At 59.9% G+C, this 4,506-nt stretch carries 4 protein-coding genes and 1 pseudogene; 1 reads left to right on the forward strand and 4 read right to left on the reverse strand.

The features are described 5' to 3' along the window. Positions 1-243: 243 nt before the first annotated feature. The 3 genes from ccoM to ACRC4F_RS28690 form a co-directional block, all read right to left on the reverse strand. On the reverse strand, positions 244-357 hold the full coding sequence (gene ccoM / locus ACRC4F_RS28680; protein ID WP_010462558.1) for a cytochrome c oxidase subunit CcoM: 114 nt from the start codon (positions 355-357) through the stop codon (positions 244-246). A gap of 144 nt (positions 358-501) precedes the next feature. After that, positions 502-663 carry a hypothetical protein gene (locus ACRC4F_RS28685; RefSeq protein WP_438662367.1) on the reverse strand — a complete coding sequence of 54 codons (162 nt, stop codon included), beginning with the start codon at positions 661-663 and terminating at the stop codon, positions 502-504. A gap of 72 nt (positions 664-735) precedes the next feature. Next, positions 736-1,077, reverse strand: a complete 342-nt coding sequence (locus tag ACRC4F_RS28690) for an aspartate-semialdehyde dehydrogenase (RefSeq protein WP_438662368.1) — start codon at positions 1,075-1,077, stop codon at positions 736-738. A gap of 217 nt (positions 1,078-1,294) precedes the next feature. Here ACRC4F_RS28690 and rapA point away from each other — a divergent pair, with 217 nt between their 5' ends. After that, positions 1,295-4,141, forward strand: a complete 2,847-nt coding sequence (rapA, locus tag ACRC4F_RS28695; protein ID WP_438662369.1) for an RNA polymerase-associated protein RapA — start codon at positions 1,295-1,297, stop codon at positions 4,139-4,141. A gap of 239 nt (positions 4,142-4,380) precedes the next feature. Here rapA and ACRC4F_RS28700 read toward each other — a convergent pair. Then, positions 4,381-4,506 (reverse strand): annotated as a pseudogene (locus tag ACRC4F_RS28700) (IS481 family transposase); the annotation flags it as partial.

Consider the following 4,506-nt stretch of genomic DNA (forward strand, 5'->3'; position numbering starts at 1 on the left):
TTTGCTTACTTTTTTTAGGCGCTTGTAAAAAAAGTGAGTCGCCGTAAGGGCGAAACCGCCAGCCGCCGTTACCGCAGAAATGGATATGTACACCTGAAAGAGCCTGGTCGGCTACCAGGCCGCCATCGCGAGCAGGCTCACCCCCACAGGGTTCTATATTGTCAGTGACATCTTCGGGGGCAAAAAAAAAGGGCAACCGAAGTTGCCCAAAATGCCTTGCGTGCTCATTACATCCAGAAAGAACTACGGCTTGCGCTTATGCGAATCCTTCCAGATAAAAAACCCGAACCCTGCAAAAAACAGAACCATGAGGCCGACTGTCAGCACCCCGGCGATCACCACGTTGTCGAAAAACATGACGGCTCTCCTGCACTTGCCCTGTTGCGATAGGGCTAAGTTAACCAATCAGGCAGAAGAGAAAATTGACCAGGATCAATGTCGCCCCAGACAGGGCGTAAAGGAGGGGAAATAAATGACCTGCATCAACCGATGCAGGGTGAATCAGCGCTTTTTCGGCTTGTTCTTCGGCTTCTTCTTGGCTTTAGCCAACGGCATCGCCTGCTCAAACGCCTGACGCACTTCATTCAGACGCTTTTCATTAAGGTCATGAACCCGCTTGGCGCGTTCAGAATTGAGATCAATCAACTTGTCATCTTGGCTCATGGTGCTCAGTACATCGAATGGCAGGGTAGTCACAATAATGCGGTCTCAAAGCGGCGCTGACCAGCCGCAACCTCAAATCTGGACATCGACCCACAACCCCTGGCGCGGCTGATCTTCCATCAACGGCGCGACCGGCACGGTATTGTCAGCATTCAATTCGGTCCCGGGAATCGCCAGATGCTCCTCCGGATCCTCATCAGCCTCACGGCGACGCCGTTCCCGCTCCTGCTTGCGCCGCTGTTCCTCGCGCAGCTGAAAAGCCGCTTCCTCGGGATCGCGTTGTTGCAGGTCAATGGTGCTTTCGTTGGAGCTTTCCTGCACCGGCACGACAGGCGGAATGTCCGGGCGCTGGCGGATCGGGTCGTGCTGTGACGTGATCGGCACGGCACTCAAGGGGAGCATCGGTGGCAGCATAATAAAAGTCTCCTGTCAGCAGGCTGTCGGCTGCGGGGATGGCGACTTGAGCCATCGGTCGCAAACTGTGACCGGTTTGGCACCGATTGGTGCCCCGACCGGCAAGCATCGCATCGCTGGGCTAACGTAAGACTGCGAGTTTTTATGAGAGTCCTTTGGCCCTGAAGCCCTCATTCCGTTAAGATAGCCCGCTTTTTCAAGGTGGGAGTCAGGCAGCATGGCGCAGCAGTATCAACCGGGGCAACGCTGGATCAGTGACAGCGAAGCCGAGCTGGGTTTAGGCACCGTTCTGGCACAGGACGGCCGCTTGTTGACCGTGCTCTATCCGGCCACTGGCGAGACTCGCCAGTACGCGCTACGGAATGCGCCCCTCACCCGCGTGCGGTTCTCGCCGGGCGACTCCATCACTCACTTCGAAGGCTGGAAACTGACCGTCCAGGAAGTCGACGACGTCGATGGCCTGCTGGTCTACCACGGCCTCAACGCGCAGAACGAAGTGGTCACCCTGCCAGAAACCCAACTGTCGAACTTCATCCAGTTCCGGCTGGCCAGCGACCGTCTGTTCGCCGGGCAGATCGACCCGCTGGCCTGGTTCTCCCTGCGCTACAACACCCTGGAACACACCAGCCGCCAGTTGCAGTCCGCGCTCTGGGGCCTCGGTGGCGTGCGTGCGCAACCGATCGCGCACCAGCTGCACATCGCCCGTGAAGTCGCCGACCGCATTGCGCCGCGGGTTCTGCTGGCCGACGAAGTGGGCCTGGGTAAAACCATCGAAGCCGGTCTCATCATTCATCGCCAACTGCTGTCGGGCCGCGCCAACCGCGTGCTGATCCTGGTTCCGGAGAACCTGCAGCACCAGTGGCTGGTCGAGATGCGCCGCCGCTTCAACCTGCAAGTCGCGCTGTTCGACGAAGAACGCTTTATCGAAAGCGATGCCGCCAACCCGTTCGAAGACACCCAGCTCGCGCTGGTTGCACTTGAGTGGCTGGTGGACGACGAGAAAGCCCAAGACGCGCTGTTCGCTGCCGGTTGGGACCTGCTGGTCGTCGACGAAGCGCACCACCTGGTCTGGCACGAAGAAAAGGCCAGCCCGGAATACTCGCTGGTCGAGCAACTCGCCGAGGTCATTCCTGGCGTACTGCTGCTGACCGCCACCCCGGAACAACTGGGCCAGGACAGCCACTTCGCGCGTCTGCGCCTGCTTGACCCGAACCGTTTCCATGACTTGCACGCCTTCCGCGCCGAAAGCGAAAACTATCGCCCGGTGGCCGAAGCCGTTCAGGAGCTGCTGGACAAAGGGCGCCTGTCGCCGGAAGCACACAAGACCATTCACGGCTTTCTCGGCAACGAAGGTGAAGCCTTGCTGACTGCGGTCAACGATGGCGACACCGAAGCCAGCGCCCGTCTGGTCCGCGAACTGCTGGACCGCCATGGCACCGGCCGCGTGCTCTTCCGTAATACCCGCGCCGCCGTGCAGGGTTTCCCGGAGCGCAAACTGCATCCGTACCCGCTGCCGTGCCCGGACGAATACCTCGAACTGCCGCTGGGCGATCACGCCGAGCTGTACCCGGAAGTCAGCTTCCAGGCCCAGCCGGATGCCAACGAAGAAGAACGCTGGTGGAAATTCGACCCGCGCGTCGAATGGCTGATCGATCAACTGAAGATGCTCAAGCGCACCAAAGTGCTGGTGATCTGCGCCCACGCCGAAACCGCCATGGACCTGGAAGACGCCCTGCGCGTACGTTCCGGCATTCCGGCCACGGTGTTCCACGAAGGCATGAACATCCTTGAGCGTGACCGCGCCGCGGCCTACTTCGCCGACGAAGAGTTTGGCGCACAAGTGCTGATCTGCTCGGAAATCGGCAGTGAAGGTCGCAACTTCCAGTTCTCGCACCACCTGGTGTTGTTCGATCTGCCTTCGCACCCGGACCTGCTGGAGCAGCGTATCGGTCGTCTGGACCGGATCGGCCAGAAGCACATCATCGAATTGCACGTGCCGTACCTGGAAACCAGCCCGCAAGAGCGCCTGTTCCAGTGGTACCACGAAGCATTGAACGCATTCCTCAACACCTGCCCGACCGGCAACGCCTTGCAGCATCAGTTCGGCCCGCGCCTGCTGCCGCTGCTGGAAAATGCCGACGATGGCGAGTGGCAAGCGCTGATCGACGAAGCCCGCGCCGAGCGCGAGCGTCTGGAAGCCGAGCTGCACACCGGCCGCGACCGCTTGCTGGAGCTCAACTCCGGCGGATCGGGCGAAGGCGATCAGTTGGTCGAGGACATCCTTGAGCAAGACGACCAGTTCGCCCTGCCGATCTACATGGAAACCCTCTTCGACGCGTTCGGCATCGACAGCGAAGACCATTCGGAAAACGCCCTGATCCTCAAGCCGAGCGAAAAAATGCTCGACGCCAGTTTCCCGCTGGGCGACGACGAGGGCGTGACCATCACTTACGACCGCAACCAGGCACTGTCTCGTGAAGACATGCAGTTCATCACCTGGGAACACCCGATGGTGCAGGGCGGCATGGACCTGGTCTTGTCCGGCTCGATGGGCAACACCGCCGTGGCGCTGATCAAGAACAAGGCGCTGAAACCTGGCACTGTGTTGCTGGAACTGCTCTATGTCAGCGAAGTGGTTGCGCCGCGCTCGCTGCAACTGGGCCGTTACTTGCCGCCGGCCGCCCTGCGCTGCCTGCTCGATGCCAATGGCAACGACTTGTCGGCCCGGGTGTCGTTCGAGACCTTGAACGACCAACTGGAAAGCGTGCCTCGCGCCAGCGCCAACAAGTTCATCCAGGCCCAGCGCGATCAACTGACGCCACGGATCAACGCCGGCGAAGAGAAAATCTTCCCTCGTCACGCCGAGCGTGTGGCTGAAGCACAACGTCGTCTGGCGGCCGATACCGACGAAGAACTGGCGCGCCTGACCGCGCTGCAAGCGGTAAACCCGACGGTGCGCGACAGTGAGCTGGTTGCCTTGCGCAAACAACGTGAGCAAGGTTTGGCCATGCTCGACAAGGCTGCGCTGCGACTGGAAGCGATTCGGGTGTTGGTGGCGGGTTAAGTCCCCCGCTCCACCCTGCTAAAAAAAAGGCCCGCAGTGATGCGGGCCTTTTTTATTGCCTGAAATTTGATGCAGTGATGCTGATGACCGCATCGCTAGCAGGCTAGCTCCCACAGGGGATTTGTTAACGCTGTAGATCCAATGTGGGAGCCAGCCTGCTGGCGATAGCGATTATGCAGTCGCCACTGCAACATCAGGTTCACTGATGCAGTGATGCTGATGGCCGCATCGCTAGCAGGCTAGCTGTGTAAACCCACCACGTTGTTCACGGATGCTATTCGGCTAATCGGTGGCAAATAACTCAGGCTGGCATGCGGGCGATGCCAGTTGTACTCGTGCAGCCACGATGTCAGGTAGGTCGCACG

It is taken from the genome of Pseudomonas sp. (assembly GCF_051660785.1).
Taxonomy (GTDB): domain Bacteria; phylum Pseudomonadota; class Gammaproteobacteria; order Pseudomonadales; family Pseudomonadaceae; genus Aquipseudomonas.